This window comes from Actinomadura coerulea, assembly GCF_014208105.1.
Taxonomy (GTDB): Bacteria; Actinomycetota; Actinomycetes; order Streptosporangiales; family Streptosporangiaceae; genus Spirillospora; species Spirillospora coerulea.
This window is the reverse complement of record NZ_JACHMQ010000001.1, coordinates 5,008,709-5,024,749: the sequence shown is the minus strand read 5'-3', so window position 1 is coordinate 5,024,749 and position 16,041 is coordinate 5,008,709. Positions and strand designations below refer to the sequence as shown.

The 16,041-nt window shown below is 72.5% G+C and carries 13 protein-coding genes; 8 read left to right on the top strand and 5 right to left on the bottom strand.

Translation table 11 applies throughout. The annotated features are described in order from the left end of the window. Positions 1-162: 162 nt before the first annotated feature. From glgX to BKA00_RS22970, 5 genes are all read left to right on the top strand, one after another. Positions 163-2,328 (top strand): glycogen debranching protein GlgX, encoded by a 2,166-nt coding sequence (gene glgX, locus BKA00_RS22990; protein WP_185028166.1) that lies wholly within the window; start codon positions 163-165, stop codon positions 2,326-2,328. A gap of 14 nt (positions 2,329-2,342) precedes the next feature. After that, positions 2,343-4,691 (top strand): malto-oligosyltrehalose synthase, encoded by a 2,349-nt coding sequence (gene treY / locus BKA00_RS22985; RefSeq protein WP_185028164.1) that lies wholly within the window; start codon positions 2,343-2,345, stop codon positions 4,689-4,691. Continuing rightward, positions 4,688-6,544 (top strand): malto-oligosyltrehalose trehalohydrolase, encoded by a 1,857-nt coding sequence (gene treZ / locus BKA00_RS22980; RefSeq protein ID WP_230298899.1) that lies wholly within the window; start codon positions 4,688-4,690, stop codon positions 6,542-6,544. Before treY ends, treZ begins: the two co-directional genes overlap by 4 nt. A gap of 123 nt (positions 6,545-6,667) precedes the next feature. After that, on the top strand, positions 6,668-7,339 hold the full coding sequence (locus tag BKA00_RS22975) for a response regulator transcription factor (protein ID WP_026402549.1): 672 nt from the start codon (positions 6,668-6,670) through the stop codon (positions 7,337-7,339). Between the two features lie 98 nt (positions 7,340-7,437). After that, the gene (locus tag BKA00_RS22970) at positions 7,438-8,709 is read left to right on the top strand and encodes an ATP-binding protein (RefSeq protein WP_185028161.1); all 1,272 of its coding nucleotides are present in this window, start codon (positions 7,438-7,440) and stop codon (positions 8,707-8,709) included. A gap of 14 nt (positions 8,710-8,723) precedes the next feature. On the opposite strand, the gene BKA00_RS22965 is transcribed toward BKA00_RS22970, so the two are convergent. After that, the gene (locus BKA00_RS22965; protein WP_230298898.1) at positions 8,724-9,326 is read right to left on the bottom strand and encodes a GtrA family protein; all 603 of its coding nucleotides are present in this window, start codon (positions 9,324-9,326) and stop codon (positions 8,724-8,726) included. A 271-nt stretch (positions 9,327-9,597) separates the two neighbouring features. On the opposite strand from BKA00_RS22965, the gene BKA00_RS22960 reads away from it, so the two are divergent. Together BKA00_RS22960 and purE are read left to right on the top strand one after the other, a co-directional pair. Beyond that, complete coding sequence (locus BKA00_RS22960) at positions 9,598-10,758, top strand: 5-(carboxyamino)imidazole ribonucleotide synthase (RefSeq protein WP_185034653.1); 1,161 nt, start codon at positions 9,598-9,600, stop codon at positions 10,756-10,758. 65 nt (positions 10,759-10,823) lie between these two features. After that, on the top strand, positions 10,824-11,291 hold the full coding sequence (gene purE / locus BKA00_RS22955) for a 5-(carboxyamino)imidazole ribonucleotide mutase (protein WP_185034651.1): 468 nt from the start codon (positions 10,824-10,826) through the stop codon (positions 11,289-11,291). 43 nt (positions 11,292-11,334) lie between these two features. Here the strand turns inward: purE and BKA00_RS22950 are convergent, their stop codons facing one another. Continuing rightward, on the bottom strand, positions 11,335-11,754 hold the full coding sequence (locus BKA00_RS22950; protein ID WP_185028157.1) for a CoA-binding protein: 420 nt from the start codon (positions 11,752-11,754) through the stop codon (positions 11,335-11,337). Between the two features lie 53 nt (positions 11,755-11,807). Beyond that, positions 11,808-13,142 carry a UDP-glucose dehydrogenase family protein gene (locus BKA00_RS22945; RefSeq protein WP_185028155.1) on the bottom strand — a complete coding sequence of 445 codons (1,335 nt, stop codon included), beginning with the start codon at positions 13,140-13,142 and terminating at the stop codon, positions 11,808-11,810. 114 nt (positions 13,143-13,256) lie between these two features. Here BKA00_RS22945 and BKA00_RS22940 point away from each other — a divergent pair, with 114 nt between their 5' ends. Next, on the top strand, positions 13,257-14,429 hold the full coding sequence (locus BKA00_RS22940; protein WP_185028153.1) for an acyl-CoA dehydrogenase family protein: 1,173 nt from the start codon (positions 13,257-13,259) through the stop codon (positions 14,427-14,429). Positions 14,430-14,501: 72 nt separating this feature from the next. Here BKA00_RS22940 and BKA00_RS22935 read toward each other — a convergent pair whose 3' ends face one another. Both BKA00_RS22935 and BKA00_RS22930 read right to left on the bottom strand, forming a co-directional pair. Further along, a complete protein-coding gene (locus BKA00_RS22935; protein ID WP_185028151.1) occupies positions 14,502-15,056 on the bottom strand; it encodes a hypothetical protein in 555 nt (184 codons plus the stop codon). Positions 15,057-15,170: 114 nt separating this feature from the next. Next, entirely contained in the window at positions 15,171-15,977 is an 807-nt protein-coding gene (locus tag BKA00_RS22930) for a thioesterase family protein (protein WP_185028149.1), read from the bottom strand. Positions 15,978-16,041: the final 64 nt, after the last annotated feature.

The window sequence follows — 16,041 nt, the reverse complement described above, 5'->3', positions numbered from 1 at the left end:
TTAAGGTAAGGCTCCCCTAACGTAACCTACGAATGTCCGATCTGGCCAGTGGGGTCCCGATCGGTGTGATCCATCCCCCAGGGGGAAAGGCTCCCGGGGTGCGGCCCCCGGTACGTGCGCGGTCGGGCGCCACGGCGCCGCACTCGACGAAGGGCGGAACAATTGGCTCAGGTTTGGCCGGGTGACGCCTACCCCCTGGGGGCCCGGTTCGACGGTGCGGGGACGAACTTCGCCGTCTTCTCCGAGGTGGCCGAGAAGGTGGAGCTGTGCCTCTTCGACGGGCCGGCGGGCGACGGCGAGGAGACGCGGCTGACGCTGCCGGAGGTGGACGCCTTCGTGTGGCACGGCTACCTGCCGGGCGTCATGCCGGGACGCCGGTACGGGTTCCGCGTGCACGGGCCCTACGATCCTCCGCGCGGCCTGCGCTGCAACCCCGCGAAGCTGCTGCTCGACCCCTACGCGCAGGCCATCGAGGGGCAGGTCGACTGGGACGAGGCGTGCTTCGGGTACAACTTCGGAGATCCATGGTCGCGCAACGACGCCGACTCGGCGCGCCACACGATGCGGTCGGTGGTGGTCAGCCCGTACTTCGACTGGGGTGACGACCGCCCGCCCCGCACCCCCTACCACGAGACGGTGATCTACGAGGCGCACGTCAAGGGGCTCACCGCCCGGCATCCGGAGATCCCGCCGGCGATGCGCGGCACGTACGCGGCGCTCGGCCACCCGGTGATCACCGATCATCTGCGCTCGATCGGGGTGACGGCGGTCGAGCTCATGCCCGTCCACCAGTTCGTCCACGACGACGCGCTGACGAGCCGCGGCCTGCGCAACTACTGGGGCTACAACACCATCGGCTTCTTCGCGCCGCACAACGAGTACTCCTCGTCCGGCCAGCGCGGCGAGCAGGCGCTGGAGTTCAAGGCGATGGTGAAGTCGCTGCACGAGGCCGGGATCGAGGTGATCCTGGACGTCGTCTACAACCACACCGCCGAGGGCAACCACCTCGGCCCGACGCTGTCGTTCCGCGGCCTCGACAACGCCTCCTACTACCGGCTCACGGAGGACGACGGCCGTTACTACATGGACACCACGGGCACCGGCAACAGCCTGCTGATGCGCAGCCCCCACGTCCTGCAGCTGATCATGGACTCGCTGCGGTTCTGGGTGACGGAGATGCACGTGGACGGGTTCCGCTTCGACCTCGCCGCGACGCTGGCCCGCGAGCTGCACGCGGTGGACCGGCTGTCGGCGTTCTTCGACCTCGTCCAGCAGGACCCGGTGGTCTCGCAGGTCAAGCTGATCGCCGAGCCGTGGGACGTGGGGGAGGGCGGCTACCAGGTCGGCAACTTCCCGCCGCTGTGGACGGAGTGGAACGGCCAGTACCGGGACGCGACGCGCGACTACTGGCGCGGGCAGCCGGGCACGCTGCCCGACTTCGCCTCGCGGCTGACGGGCTCGTCCGACCTGTACGCCGACGACGGCCGCCGCCCCATCGCCTCGATCAACTTCGTGACCTGCCATGACGGCTTCACGCTGCACGACCTCGTGTCCTACGACGGCAAGCACAACGAGGCCAACGGGGAGGGGAACCGGGACGGCACCTGCGACAACCGGTCGTGGAACTGCGGCCACGAGGGCGAGACCGGCGACCTGGACATCATCTCGCTGCGCGAGCGGCAGAAGCGCAACTTCCTCACCACGCTGTTCCTGTCGCAGGGCGTGCCGATGCTCCTGCACGGCGACGAGCTGGGGCGGACACAGGGCGGCAACAACAACGCCTACTGCCAGGACAGCGAGCTGTCCTGGGTCGACTGGACGGGCCTGCGCGACGACACGTTCTTCGACGAGCGCGGCCCGCTGCTCGACTTCGTCCGCCGCCTGTCGGCGCTGCGCACCGAGCATCCGGTGTTCCGCCGGCGCCGCTTCTTCAGCGGCGGCGACGAGAGCTCCAAGCGCACCCGCGCGGGCGCGAGGCCCGAGGACCTGCCCGACCTCGTCTGGTTCACCCCCGGCGGGGCGGAGATGACCGGCCGCGACTGGTCCGCCGGTTTCAACAAGTCGCTGACCGTGTTCCTGAACGGGGACGCGATCGGCGAACCGGACCGGCGCGGGCGGCAGGTCAGGGACGCCTCGTTCCTGCTGCTGATCAACGCTCACGAGGGGGACCTGCCGTTCGCGCTTCCGCCCGTGCTGTACGGGGAGATGTGGACGAAGGTGCTCGACACCGCCGACCCGCTGCTCGCCGAGGAGGAGTCGCCCGTCGTGAAGTCGCGCGAGAACGTGCCGGTGGCCGCCCGCTCCGTCCAGGTCATGCGCCGGGTCTGAGGCAGGGATACGCGATGCAGGCCGAGCCCGTCCCCGAGGAACCGACACCCGTCACCCAGCCCCCCGAGGAAACCGTGTCCGAGGACCACCGGCCCGAACGGGCGGAGACATCCGAACGCGTGGACGGCGGTGTCCCGGAGGAGGACGCCCTCGCCGCGCCGCCGACCGGCACCTACCGCCTCCAGCTCCGCGGGACGCCCGAGGAGCACTTCGGATTCGCCGACGCCGCGGCGCTGGCCCCCTACCTGTCGGCCCTCGGCGTCTCGCACGTCTACCTGTCGCCGGTCCTTCAGGCCGCGCCGGGTTCCACGCACGGCTACGACGTCGTCGACCACTCCCGGCTGTCGGAGGAGCTGGGCGGGCCCGAGGCGTTCGGCGCCATGGTGACCCGGTTCCGGGCGCACGGGCTGCGGGTGCTGGTGGACGTCGTCCCCAACCACATGGCGATCCCGGAGCCTGCCGGGCTGAACCTGCCCTTCGCCGACGTGCTGGCGGAGGGGCCGCGGTCGCGGTTCGCCCGGTGGTTCGACGTCGACTGGGAGGCCGGCGCCGGGCGGCTCGTGCCGCCCGGCGAGGGCGAGCCCAACTACCGGCGCTTCTTCGACATCTCCGGCCTGATCGGGCTGCGGCAGGAGGACGCGGAGGTCTTCGAGCGCACGCACGCGCTGCTGCTGAACCTGGTCAGGGACGGCCTGGTGGACGGGCTGCGCGTCGACCACCCCGACGGGCTCGCCGACCCGCGCGGCTACCTGCGGCGGCTCGCCGAGGCGGCGCCGGACCGCTGGCTGCTCGTCGAGAAGATCACCGAGGGGGAGGAGCGGCTGCCGCCGGACTGGCCGTGCGCGGGCACCACCGGCTACGACGCGCTCGGCATGATCGGCGGGCTGTTCCTCGACCCCGCCGGGGAGCGGCCGCTGACGGACTACTACGTGTCGCTCACGGGCAACCCGTCCGGCTTCGAGGAGGTCGAGCGCGACGCCCGGGCGCACGCCGCCGCGCACGGCCTCAGACCCGAGATCGAGCGGCTCCAGCGCGTCCTCGACCGGGTCGTGGGCGAGCGCCGCCCCGGCCTGGAGAGGGCGCTGGTCGAGCTGCTGGTCTCGATGCCCGTCTACCGCGCGTACGTCGTGCCCGGGGAGGACGCTCCCCAGCAGGCCGTGGACGTCGTGGAGGAGGCCGCCCGCCGGGCGCGGGCGCACCTGCCGGAGGACATGCACGGCGACCTCGACGTCATCGTGGACCTGGCCCTCGGACGCGGTGAGCGCACCGACGCCGAGTTCATCGTGAGGTTCCAGCAGACGTCGTCTCCGCTCGCCGCCAAGGGCGTGGAGGACACGGCGTTCTACCGCTGGAACCGCATGGCCGCGCTGAACGAGGTCGGCGGCGCGCCGGGCCGGTTCAGCGTCAGCCAGCCGGACTTCCACGCGTTCTGCATCCGGCTCGCCCGCGACTGGCCGTTGACGATGACGACGCTGTCCACGCACGACACCAAGCGCGAGGAGGACGTGCGGGCCTGGCTGGCGGTGCTGTCGGAACTGCCCGCCGAGTGGGCCGAATCGGTGGACCGGTGGCGGAACTGGGGTTCCGGCACGTCACCCATGGAACCGGACCTGGAATACCTGTTCTGGCAGACGCTCGTGGGTGCGTGGCCGCTCACCATCGGAAGGCTGGAGGAGTTCCTCACCAAGGCGATGCGCGAGGCCAAGACGCGCACCTCCTGGGCCGAACAGGATCCCGGCTACGAGGAGGCCGTCATCGAGTACGCGCGCGGTGTCCTGGCCGATCCGGACCTGGTGACCGACATGACGTCGTTCGTCGCGAGGCTGACCCCGTACGCCCGCGTGAACACGCTCGGGCAGAAGCTCGTCCAGCTGGCGATGCCGGGCGTCCCGGACGTCTACCAGGGATGCGAGATGACGGGCCTGTCGCTGGTCGACCCCGACAACCGGCGCCCGGTCGACTACGGGCGGCGCCGCGAGCACCTGTTCCGGCTCGACACCGGGCGTCAGCCGAAGGAGGTGGACGACGAGAAGCTGCTGCTCACGTCCCGGGCGCTGCGGCTGCGCCGGTCCCACCCGGAGTGGTTCGGGCCCGGTTCGCGGCACGAGCCGATCACCGCGCGCGGGCCCGCCGCCGACCACGTCGTGGGGTTCGCCCGGGGCGAGGCCGTCGCGCTCGCGACCCGGCTCCCCGTGGGCCTGGAGCGCCGCGGCGGCTGGGAGGGGACGCGCGTGGACGTCCGCCGCCAGGGCTGGCGGGACGTCCTGACCGGCTGCACGCACATGGGCCCGATCCTGGACGCCTCGCGCGTGTTCGAGCACCTTCCCGTCGCGCTGCTCGTCCCCCGGGAGATCGATCGGTGAGCGCGCGTTTCGAGGTGTGGGCCCCGGCCGCCGGCCGCGTGGACGTCGAGGCCGGCGGCGCCCGGCACGCCATGGAGGCGCGGTCTTCCGGATCGCGGTCTTCCGGATCGGGGTCTTCCGGATGGTGGGAGGCCGAAGTCGCGGACGCCTCCCAAGGGACCGACTACGGGTTCGTCTTGGACGGGGCGGACGAAGTGCTGCCCGACCCCCGCTCGCCCTGGCAGCCCCATGGCGTCCACGGTCAGAGCCGCGTCTACGACCATGGACGGTTCATCTGGACCGACGAGCACTGGCACGGCCGCCCGCTCGCCGGAAGCGTCCTGTACGAGATGCACGTGGGCACGTTCACGCCCGAGGGCACGTTCGACGCGGCGATCGAGCGCCTCGACCACCTGGTGGCGCTCGGCATAGACGCCGTGGAACTGCTGCCGGTCGCGTCCTTCCCTGGTCACCACGGCTGGGGTTACGACGGTGTTCACCTCTGGGCGCCGCACGAACCCTACGGCGGGCCGGACGGCCTGAAGCGTTTCGTGGACGCCGCCCATGCGCGGGGTCTGGCCGTAGTCCTGGACGTCGTCTACAACCATCTGGGACCGGACGGGAACCGCCTGGGAAGCTTCGGCCCGTACTTCACGAGTGCCCATGCCACCCCTTGGGGCGACGCCGTGAACTTCGACCAGGAAGGGTCGGACGAGGTCCGCGCGTTCGTCGTCCAGAACGCGCTGATGTGGTTGCGCGACTACCACTTCGACGGGCTGCGCCTCGACGCCGTCCACGCCATCACCGACCACGGCGCGGTGCATCTCCTTGAAGAGTTGGGACGCGCCGTGGCGGCGCTTTCGGCCCACCTCGGCCGGGAACTGTTCCTCATCGCCGAATCGGACCTGAACGACCCGCGCCTGGTGACGTCCAGAGAGGCGGGCGGGTACGGGTTGGACGCCCAGTGGAGCGACGACTTCCATCACGCCCTGCACGCCGCGCTCACAGGTGAGAGACAGGGCTACTACTGCGACTTCGGCTCTCTGGAAACGTTGAAAAAGGCCTTCACCAGAGCCTTCGTGCACGACGGCACCATGTCGACCTACCGGGGACGGCATCACGGCCGCCCGGTGAATGTCCGCGAGACGCCCGCGCACAGGTTCCTCGGTTTCCTGCAGAATCACGACCAGGTGGGGAACCGCGCGGCGGGCGACCGCATCGGCGCCCTCCTGCCGTCCCCGGGCCTGCTCAGAGTCGGCGCGGCGCTGCTTCTGCTCGCGCCTTTCACCCCCATGCTTTTCATGGGTGAGGAATGGGGCGCCACGACGCCGTGGTGCTACTTCACCGACCACCAGGATCCTGAGCTGGCGCGGGCGGTCAGCGAGGGGCGGCGGCGCGAGTTCTCCCGGCACGGCTGGAGCGGCGAAGTTCCCGATCCACAGGCTGTGGAAACTTTCCGCCGGTCCGTCCTCGACTGGGCCGAACCCGACCGGCCGCCGCACGCCGACCTGCTCGGATGGCACCGCGAACTGATCGCGCTGCGCCGTTCGCGGCCCGAGCTGAACGACCCCCGGCTGACCGCGACGGCGGTCACGACGCACGACGGGGCGGGCGGCGCGGCGGACGACGTCGCGGCGCGGTGGCTGACCGTCCGGCGCGGCGCGGTGTGCGTGGCGGCGAACCTCGGTGACCGGCCCGTCCTGGTTCCGGTGCCCGGTCCCGGCGCCGCCGCCCCGGGGCTGCTGATCGCGTCGGATCCGGCGATTCGCCTCGACCCGGGCGGCCTCGGCGATTCCGGAACGGCCTCGGTGGTGCTGCCGGGCGCCTCGGTCGCCGTCCTCGACCTGGCCGGGGCCCCCGGCTGGCGGGTGTGATGCGGCCTACATCCCGATCATGCCTGAAATACGGTGTTCGTGGATGTACTACGAGTGGCAAACCGCAGGTCAAGAGCGCGGCGGTAGCCGAGCAAAGGTCAAGAATGGTCATACGATCGGTTCATGACCTCAGTACTGCTCGCCGAGGACGACACGTCCATCTCCGAGCCTCTCGCCCGCGCGCTGCGTCGCGAGGGGTACACCGTCGAAGTCAGCCCCGACGGCCCTCAGGCGCTGGAGCGGGCGCTCGGGGGCGGCGTGGACCTGATCGTCCTCGATCTCGGCCTTCCCGAGCTGGACGGCCTTGAGGTGGCCCGCCGGGTGCGGGCCGAGGGGCACGGCGTCCCCATCCTGATCCTGACCGCGCGTGCCGACGAGGTCGACACCGTCGTCGGGCTGGACGCGGGCGCCGACGACTACGTGACCAAGCCGTTCCGGTTGGCAGAGCTGCTCGCGCGGGTGCGCGCTCTGCTGCGCCGGGGCAGCACCGAGACTCCGATCGTCCAGGGGGTGCGGATCGACGCCGAGTCGCGCCGCGCCTGGATGGGCGAGCAGGAGCTGCAGCTCACCACGAAGGAGTTCGACCTGCTGCGCGTCCTCGTGCGGGACGCGGGCAAGGTCGTGACCCGCGAACAGATCATGCGCGAGGTGTGGGACACCAACTGGTGGGGTTCCACCAAGACCCTCGACATGCATATTTCCTGGCTGCGCCGCAAGCTCGGCGACGACGCCGGCAGTCCCCGCTACATCACCACGGTGCGGGGCGTCGGCTTCCGGTTCGAGCGCGGCGACTAGCACCGGCAGCCGCGGCCGGCGGGACGCCGGGGGCCTTCCCGAGAGGCCCCCGGGGCGCGTGCCGCACGGTCCGCGGCCCCACCCCTGAAGGAGCCCTGATGAGGCGCCGACTGCTCCTGTCGACGCTCGCGGTGGCGGTGGTCGCGCTGCTCCTGCTCGGCATACCCCTCGCCTACGCCGCGCACAAGCTCGTCTACGAGGAGGCCGGCCGGTCGCTCGACCGGGAGGCGTCCTCCATCGCCGGCGGCGTCGGCTACAGCCTGGAGGCGCGCCAGCCGGTGACCCCCGCGGTCCTCGCCCGCGAGTACCCGGGCCGGCATGTGTCGATCACCCTGCCGGACGGCCGGACGATCACCGCCGGGCCGCAGCGGCGCGGTCGCGTGCTGTCGGCGACGGCGGTGCACGGCCGGGTCAGGGTGCGGGTGTCGCGCCCGGAGGCGCGGGTCCGCGACGCCGCGCTGCGGCTGCTCCTGCTCGTCGGCAGCCTCGCCCTGCTCGGCGTGGCCGTCGCGGTCGGGCTGGCGATGGTGCAGGCCCGCAGGCTGACGCTGCCGCTGATCGACCTCGCCGAGACCGCCGACCGGCTCGGCAGCGGCAACGCCCGGCCGCGCCCGCGCCGCTACGGCATACCCGAGGTCGACCGGGTCGCCGAGGTGTTAGACCGCTCCGCCGTCCGCATCACCGACCTGCTGGTCGCCAGCCGCGAGTTCGCCGCCGACGCCAGCCACCAGCTCCGCACCCCGCTGACCGCGCTGTCGATGCGGCTGGAAGAGATGATCGACGCCGCCGACTACCCGGACGTCGTCCGGGAGGAGGGGGCGGCGGCGGTCGCGCAGGCCGAGCGGCTCGTCGCGGTCGTCGAGCAGCTGCTCGCCCGCGCCCGCCACGACCGGACCGGCGGCGCCGTGCCGTCCCCGATCGACGAGATCATCGCGCAGCAGGTCGAGGAGTGGCGGCCGAGCTTCCGCAAGGCCGGACGGGACGTGCGGATCATCGGCGAGCAGGGCCTCGTCGGCATGACCCACCCCGAGGGCCTCTCCCAGATCGTCGCCACGCTTCTGGAGAACTCGCTGACGCACGGCGCCGGCATCGTGACCATCCACACCAAGCCGGGCGCGAGCTCGGTGGTGGTCGAGGTCGGCGACGAGGGGGAGGGGATCCCGTCCGAGCTGGAGCCCCGCATCTTCGAGCGCAGCGTCTCCGGCGGCCGCGGCACCGGCCTCGGCCTCTACCTGGCCCGGTCCCTGGCGGTGGTGGACGGCGGGCGCCTGGAGCTGATCCAGTCCCGCCCGGCGGTCTTCGGGGTCTTCCTGCGGCAGGCCGCCGAGGTCCGGCTGGCCGCCGAACGCGTGGTCATGGGCCCCGCCTGAGGGCCCGGCGCCGGTCAGATCTCGGCGTAGTCCTCGGCGGCGCGGTCGAGGGGGCGCCGCACCGGGGTCGCGCGCTCCGGGGCGGGGCCGGGGGCGCGGGTCGCGCCGGTGCCCTCGGCGGCGGGCTCGGCGGAGGCCTGGGCGGGGGCCTCGGGCAGCCCGGACGCGGGGTCGACGTGCGGCGCGCTCGCCGGCAGGAACACCCACTTCTTGTAGGACCAGAAGCGGAACAGCGTCGCGACCGCGGTGCCGATGACCAGCGCGATGTTGTAGAAGACGGCGCCGTCCAGCCCGAGGACGTAGTGCGAGAAGCCGATGAACAGCTCAGTGATCACCAGGCCGACGCCGTTCAGCGCGAAGAACAGGACGTACTCGCGGCCGAGGCCGGTGCGGTCGCGGTGCCGGAACGTCCAGTAGCGGTTGGCCAGGTAGGAGAACGTCGTCGCGACCACCGCGGCGACGCCGTTGGACGTGAGCGGGCCCACCCCCAGGCCGGTGTGCAGGCCGTTGCCGATCGCGAACGTGATGACGAACGCGATGGCGCCCACGCTGCCGAACTGGGCCAGCTCGCGCATGAGGTGCGCGAACCGCCGGTGGATTCTGGCGACCAGGCTCACGTAGGGAAACCGTCCTTCCGGGCTTGCACTGCGGGGCGCGGCCGGCGGCCGGCGACTGCGGGGGAGGCACCACGAGGATAGACGTCCGTGGCCCCCGGGACGCCGGAACATGAACGGTCCGCGCTCACCCCGGGTCCGTGCCCATTGGCGGGCCGCCCACACTCCGCCGGTGCTCCCCTCCCGCCCTCTCCCCACGCAGCCTTCGACGCGGGTACCGCGTGGTTCGTTCGCCCCGCCCGCCCGATAGCCTTTCGACGTGAAGGTTCGTGACATGCCCGTGGTCGGGATGGCGGGCGGAGGGCAGCTCGCGAGGATGACCCAGCAGGCCGCGATCGCGCTCGGCGTGCCGCTGCGCGTCCTCGCCGGGGCCTCCGGCGAGTCGGCGGCCCGAGTCGTCTCGGACGTGCGGGTCGGCAACGACCGCGCCCTCGACGACCTGCTGGCCTTCGCCCAGGGCTGCGACGTGGTGACGTTCGACCACGAGCACGTCCCGGGGCCGCACATCCAGAAGCTGGAGGCCACCGGCGTCCCGTGCCGGCCCGGGTCGGCCGCCCTCGCCCACGCCCAGGACAAGCTCGTCATGCGCGAGCGCCTGAGCGGGCTCGGCGTTCCCTGCCCCGCCTACGCGCCCGTCCCGTCGCCCGAGCCAGGGGCGTTCCTGGAGGCGTTCGGCCGCGAGCACGGCTGGCCGCTGGTCCTGAAGTCCACGCGCGGCGGCTACGACGGCAAGGGCGTCTGGGTCGTCGGCGATCCCGCGGAGGCGGAGGTCGCCGACCGGCTCCAGGCCGAGGGCGTCGACCTGATGGTGGAGCAGCACGTCGCCTTCGGGCGCGAGCTGGCCGCGCTCGTCGCGCGCTCCCCGTACGGGCAGGGCGCCGCGTACCCGATCGTGGAGACCGTCCAGGAGGGCGGGATCTGCACCGAGGTGATCTCGCCCGCCCCCGGCCTGCCGAAGGACCTCGCCGCCGAGGCGCAGAGCCTCGCCCTGCGCGTCGCGGAGGAGCTGGGCGTCGTCGGCCTCCTGGCCGTCGAGCTCTTCGAGACGGACGCGGGGCTGCTGGTGAACGAGCTCGCCATGCGCCCGCACAACTCCGGGCACTGGACGATCGAGGGCGCGCGGACGTCGCAGTTCGAGCAGCACCTGCGCGCCGTCCTCGACCTGCCGCTCGGCTCCACCGAGCCCACCGCCCCGTACACGGTCATGGCCAACGTCCTCGGCGGCGACGACCCGGACGTCTACCCCCGCTACATCCACGTGATGGCCCACGACCCCGGCGTCAAGGTGCACATGTACGGCAAGGAGTCCCGCCCGGGCCGCAAGATCGGCCACGTGACCGCGCTCGGCGCCGACCTCGCCGAGGTCCGCGAGCGCGCCCGGCACGCCGCCGACTACCTGCGCTGGGGCCCGGCCATGAAGGATCGTGCCCGGTGAGGGACCGAGCGGTGAGCGAGTACGAGGGGGAGGCGCGCGTGAGCGACCCGGTCGTCGGCGTGGTGATGGGGAGCGACTCGGACTGGCCCGTGATGGAGGGCGCGGCGAGGGCGCTGGAGGAGTTCGGCGTCCCCTACGAGGCCGACGTGGTGTCCGCGCACCGCATGCCGCACGACATGATCGCCTACGGGGAGGGCGCGGCGGCCCGCGGCCTCCGCGTGATCATCGCGGGGGCGGGCGGCGCCGCGCACCTGCCGGGCATGCTGGCCTCGGTGACGCCGCTGCCGGTGATCGGCGTGCCCGTCCCGCTGAAGTACCTGGACGGGATGGACTCGCTGCTCTCGATCGTGCAGATGCCCGCGGGCGTCCCCGTCGCGACGGTGGCGGTCGGCGCGGCCCGCAACGCCGGGCTGCTGGCCGTCCGGATCCTGGCCGCCTACGACGACGACCTGCGGGCCAAGATGGCGGTGTTCCAGCGGCACCTCTACGGGGAGGCCAAGGCGAAGGGCGCCCGGCTGCGAGAGCGGCTCTGACGGACGGCCGCCGCCGCCCGGCCGCCCGGCCGGCCGGGGCCGGTCAGCGCCGCAGGGCCCACTCCACGGCGGGGCAGCGGTCCATGACGACGTCGAGCCCGGCGTCCCTGGCGCGCCGGGCCGCCGCCTCGTCGATCACTTGGAGCGGCAGCCACACCGCCTTCGCGCCCGCCGCGATCGCCTCGTCCACCGCCTGCCCGGCGTGCTCGGCTCGGCGGTAGACGCCCACCACGTCCACCTCGGAGGCGTCCGGGACGTCGGCGAGGGAGGCGTACCCCTTCTCGCCGAGCACCTCGCGCGCCTCCGGGTGCACGGGGATGATCCGCTTCCCGCGCTGCTGCATCAGCCGGGCCTGGGTGTGGACCTCCCGCTCCGGGTTGTCCCCGAGGCCGACGAAGGCCCACGTCCTCGACTCGTTCAGCAGGCGGCGGATCACGGCCTGGTCGGCGAAGTCAGCGCTCATGCCCGCCACAACGCCGCCCGCGGCCGCTTTAGTTCCGCGTCTTCAGCCCCGCGTCACGGGCGCCCGAGGGCCCGGTAGTTCCACCCGGCCGCGCGCCACCGCTCGGGGTCGAGCGCGTTGCGCCCGTCCACGATGTTGCGCTCCGCCACGACCCCGGCGACCGTGGCCGGGTTCATGTCCCGGAACTCCGCCCACTCGGTCAGCAGCAGGACGGCGTGCGCGTCCTGGACGGCCGACATCGCCGACTCGCCGTACTCCAGCGTCGGCTGGGCGCGGCGCGCGTTGCGCATGGCCTGCGGGTCGTAGACGGTCACCCGGGCGCCCTGGGCGCGGATGGAGGCGGCCACGTCCAGCGCGGGCGAGTCGCGCACGTCGTCGGAGTTCGGCTTGAACGCGGCGCCGAGGACGCCGACCGTCCGCCCGGCGAAGGAGCCGCCGAGCAACTGCCGGGCGAGGTCCACCATGCGGATCCGGCGGCGGATGTTGATCTCGTCGACCTCGCGCAGGAAGGTCAGCGCCTGGTCGGCGCCGAGCTCGCCCGCCCGGGCCATGAAGGCCCGGATGTCCTTCGGCAGGCAGCCGCCGCCGAACCCCAGCCCCGGGCCGAGGAACTTGCCGCCGATCCGGTCGTCGTAGGACAGCGCCTCCGAGAGCTTCGTCACATCCGCGTGCGCGGCCTCGCAGACCTCCGCCATCGCGTTGATGAACGAGATCTTGGTGGCGAGGAACGCGTTCGCCGACACCTTGACCAGCTCGGCGGTGGGGAAGTCGGCGGTGATGAAGGGCGTCCCCTCGGCGATCATCGTCCGGTAGACCTCGCGGAGCACCTTCTCGGCGTGCTCGGCGGCGCCGGGGTCGGCGGGCAGCCCGGCCACGATCCGGTCGGGGTGCATGGTGTCCTGGACGGCGAAGCCCTCGCGCAGGAACTCGGGGTTCCAGGCGAGCACGGCGTCCCCGCCCGCCGGCGCCGCCTTGGCGAGCGCCTCGCCGAGCCGCGCGGCCGTCCCGACCGGGACGGTCGACTTGCCGACGACCAGGCAGGGCCGCTCCAGCAGCGGCGCCAGCGACGCGACCGCGCCGTCCACGTAGGTCATGTCGGCCGCGTACTCCCCGGCCTTCTGCGGGGTCCCCACGCACAGGAAGTGGACGTCGCCGAACTCCGCGACCTCCTCGTAGGACGTGGTGAAGCGCAGCCGCCCGGTCTCCAGCCCCCTGCGCAGCACGGGTTCGAGGCCCGGCTCGTACACGGGCAGGTCGCCGGCCGAGAGCCGCGCGATCTTCTCCTCGTCCACGTCGAGACCCAGTACCTCGAAACCCAGATCGGCCATGCAGGCCGCGTGGGTCGCGCCGAGGTAACCGGTGCCGATGACCGTCAGCCGGTGGGACAAGGCCCGCTCCTCTCCGTTCGCTGCCGCCGACCGGCGGCCTTACTGGACACGTGCCCGCCGCGGGCGGGTACCCGCGTCGGCCGCCACTGCCTACTGGCCGGTAGCATCGGCGCCATGAGTGCTGACTTTCCCACGTACGCGCCGTCTGAGGAGCATGAGCTGCTGCGGAGCTCGGTGCGTGAGCTGGCCGAGGCCAAGATCGCTCCTTTCGCGGCGGAGGTGGATGAGGAGTCGCGGTTCCCGCAGGAGGCGTTGGACGCGTTGGTGGCCGGCGATCTGCATGCGGTGCACGTGCCCGAATCGTACGGGGGTGCGGGGGCCGATGCGCTGGCGACGGTGGTGGTGATCGAGGAGGTGGCGCGGGTGTGCGCTTCTTCTTCGTTGATTCCGGCGGTGAACAAGCTGGGGACGGTGCCGGTTCTGCTGGCGGGGTCGGAGGGGTTGAAGGAGCGGTTTCTGGGGCCGGTGGCGCGTGGGGAGGCGATGTTCTCGTATGCGTTGTCGGAGGCCGAGGCGGGGTCGGACGCGGCGGGGATGAAGACGCGTGCGGTGCGTGAGGGTGATGGGTGGGTTCTGAACGGGACCAAGATGTGGATCACCAATGCGGGGGTGTCGCGGTTCTACACGGTGATGGCGGTGACCGATCCTTCGGCGGGGGCGCGGGGGATCTCGGCGTTCGTGGTGGACTCCGAGCAGGACGCGGGGGTGTCGTTCGGGCCCAAGGAGCGCAAGCTGGGGATCAAGGGGTCGCCGACGCGTCAGGTGGTGCTGGAGGGTGTGCGGGTTCCGGCGGATCGGATGATCGGTGCGGAGGGGACGGGGTTCAAGACGGCGCTGGCGACGTTGGACCATACGCGGATCACGATCGCGGCGCAGGCGCTGGGGATCGCGCAGGGGGCGCTGGACTTCGCGGTGGGGTATGTGAAGCAGCGGCGGCAGTTCGGCAAGGCGATCGCTGATTTCCAGGGTGTGCAGTTCATGCTGGCGGACATGGCGATGCGGCTGGAGGGGGCGCGGCAGTTGACGTATCACGCGGCGGTCAAGTCCGAGCGGGCGATGGCGGGGGAGCGGGTGCCGGACCTGACGTTCGTGTCGTCGGCGTGCAAGGCGCTGGCCTCGGATGTGGCGATGGACGTGACGACCGACGCGGTGCAGTTGCTGGGCGGGTACGGGTACACGCGGGACTTCCCGGTGGAGCGGATGATGCGCGACGCCAAGATCACCCAGATCTACGAGGGCACCAACCAGATCCAGCGCATGGTCATGGCCCGCCAGCTCCTGAAATAGCACGCGGCGGCACGACGGAGGGGCGGGCCGTGCGGCCCGCCCCTCGGTTCCGGCGCCGTGCGCCGGGCCGGCTCAGTCGTGCGAGACGTCGAGGATCATGGCACCGTTCTTGGCGCGGTGCGGGCGCAGGGTGAGGCCGTTGTAGGTGGTGGTGGCGCGGGGCCACGACGCGTCCATCGAGGCGACCATCACGCCGTTGCGGCCGCGCGAGGAGAACGTCACCCGGTTGCCGTCGAGCCTGACGTGCAGCGGGTCCATCCCGAGCTTGCGGTCGAACTTGATGGTCTGACGGTCCTTGATCTCGACCTGGCACTCCGCGTCCTCGCAGGCCTTCAGGTCGGTGCCGTCCTTGGCCTCGGACCTGCCCTTCGGCGGCGACTCGGGCGCCGCGGCCTGCTGCTCCGGCGCGCTGTTCTGCTGCGGTGCGGTGTTCGGCTTCGGCTCGGCGTTCGCGGCCGCGTTCTGGTCCGGTGCCGGGTCGGACGCCGGATGGCCGGACTGGGCGTTCGCCTGCGGCGGGGCCGGCGGAGGCGCGTTGCGGGCGACGCTCGCCGCGGCGACGCCGCCGCTGAGCGCCATCGAGACGGCGGCGGTCGTGGTGAGCAAGCCGAGAATCCTTGTGGACATCTCTGCACTCCTGACGAGGTGGGAACTCTGCTCTCTGTGCTCTCTGTCGCCCGGGCGCTACTTACCGTAGCAGAATGGCGACAGAGAGTCATGATCAAGCTCCGCTGGCCGTGTTCAGCCGCGCGGCCGCTCGTCCACGAGCAGGGTCTGCAGGACGCGGCCGAGCTCGCCGGAGCGGTCGGCGAGCGTCCCCTGGCAGAGCGCGCTGCCGCCCGGGGCGGCGTCCAGGGACGCGGCGAGGCACAGCCACTCGCCCACGGGGTCGCGGTGCAGCGCGACGGTCACGTCGGTGTTGATGATCAGCCACTCGGCCACGTCGAGCTGGCTGCCGACGCCGGACGCGCTGTCGGCGAGCGTCAGCGCGCGGACCAGGGGCGTGTCGGCCTCGCCCGCCACCAGCGGGATCCGCGGCCGCGCCCAGACCGTCCCCGGGCCGGGCTCGCCGAAGGCGCCGCGGACGAGCCGCCACTCCATCGCGGACAGGTAGCCGTCCCGGTGCATGCCCGCCCACTCGCCGAACGTCTCCGGCGTCCCGGACAGGTCCGGGGGCGCCGGGGCGTGCACGACCGGCTCCAGGCGGGCGGGGGCCGCCATGATCCGCCAGGCGCTCGCGCGGGCGACCGGACGCCCCTCGTGCGTGATCTCGCCTTCGAGGAAGGCGACCCTGCGGCCGGGGCGGACCGTGCGCACGCCGACCTCCAGCTCCGCCACGGGGACGGGGCTGAGGATCTCGACGGTCACCCGTGCCAGCCGGGTGCCGGGGACGGGGTCGTGCCGCTCGAAGGCCCGCCCGATGAGGGCCGAGAACGGCCCGCCGTGCTGGAGGCCCGGCGACCAGGGGCCGGCCGTCGCGGGTGTGGAGGCGAAGCGCCCGCCGCCGAGCGGCTCGTAGAACGATTCGGCCGGCACGTCCTCACCCATGCTGCTTCCTCCCCGCTCTCGACTAGAAGAACATTCTAGAAGGGGCGGGGGCGGGACGCGCCCG